Annotated in this window: 7 tRNA genes; all 7 read left to right on the top strand. The window is 52.7% G+C overall.

The features are described 5' to 3' along the window. Window positions 1-15: 15 nt before the first annotated feature. The 7 genes from ACK1U5_RS15075 (at window position 16) to ACK1U5_RS15045 (ending at window position 705) form a co-directional block, all read left to right on the top strand. Window positions 16-90, top strand: a tRNA-Gly gene (locus tag ACK1U5_RS15075). 16 nt (window positions 91-106) lie between these two features. Then, window positions 107-195 (top strand) — tRNA-Leu (locus tag ACK1U5_RS15070). A 3-nt stretch (window positions 196-198) separates the two neighbouring features. Continuing rightward, window positions 199-272, top strand: a tRNA-Arg gene (locus ACK1U5_RS15065). A gap of 10 nt (window positions 273-282) precedes the next feature. Further along, a tRNA-Pro gene (locus ACK1U5_RS15060) sits at window positions 283-356 on the top strand. Between the two features lie 16 nt (window positions 357-372). Next, window positions 373-445, top strand: a tRNA-Ala gene (locus ACK1U5_RS15055). A 20-nt stretch (window positions 446-465) separates the two neighbouring features. After that, a tRNA-Ser gene (locus ACK1U5_RS15050) sits at window positions 466-558 on the top strand. 54 nt (window positions 559-612) lie between these two features. Continuing rightward, a tRNA-Ser gene (locus ACK1U5_RS15045) sits at window positions 613-705 on the top strand. Window positions 706-708 lie beyond the last annotated feature (3 nt).

Below are 708 nucleotides of genomic sequence, written 5' to 3'. Positions count from 1 at the left end.
ACTTATACATGTCTTGCGGAAGTAGTTCAGTGGTAGAATACAACCTTGCCAAGGTTGGGGTCGCGGGTTCGAATCCCGTCTTCCGCTCCAATTTTCAATATGACATGCCGGGGTGGCGGAACAGGCAGACGCACAGGACTTAAAATCCTGCGGTGGGTGACCACCGTGCGGGTTCGACCCCCGCCCTCGGCACCATATGCGCCCGTAGCTCAATTGGATAGAGCGTTTGACTACGGATCAAGAGGTTAGGGGTTCGACTCCTCTCGGGCGCGCTTTTATTAACGGGAAGTGGCTCAGCTTGGTAGAGCACCTGGTTTGGGACCAGGGGGTCGCAGGTTCAAATCCTGTCTTCCCGATATTCCCAAAAAACATGGGGCCTTAGCTCAGCTGGGAGAGCGCCTGCCTTGCACGCAGGAGGTCAGCGGTTCGATCCCGCTAGGCTCCACTTTATTTAATATATGTCTCGGAGGTATACCCAAGTTCGGCTGAAGGGATCGGTCTTGAAAACCGACAGGCGGTGAGAATCGCGCGGGGGTTCGAATCCCTCTACCTCCTCCATTTTTTCTTTAATGGTTTAGACATATAATAATAAAATATTTATTTTTCCTTCATGGAGGTATACCCAAGTTCGGCTGAAGGGATCGGTCTTGAAAACCGACAGGCGGCGAGAGTCGCGCGGGGGTTCGAATCCCTCTACCTCCTCCATTT

Source organism: Bacillus sp. XB1, from assembly GCF_053557995.1.
The sequence above is the reverse complement of the archived record's forward strand: the minus strand, read 5'-3'. Positions and strand labels throughout refer to the sequence as shown.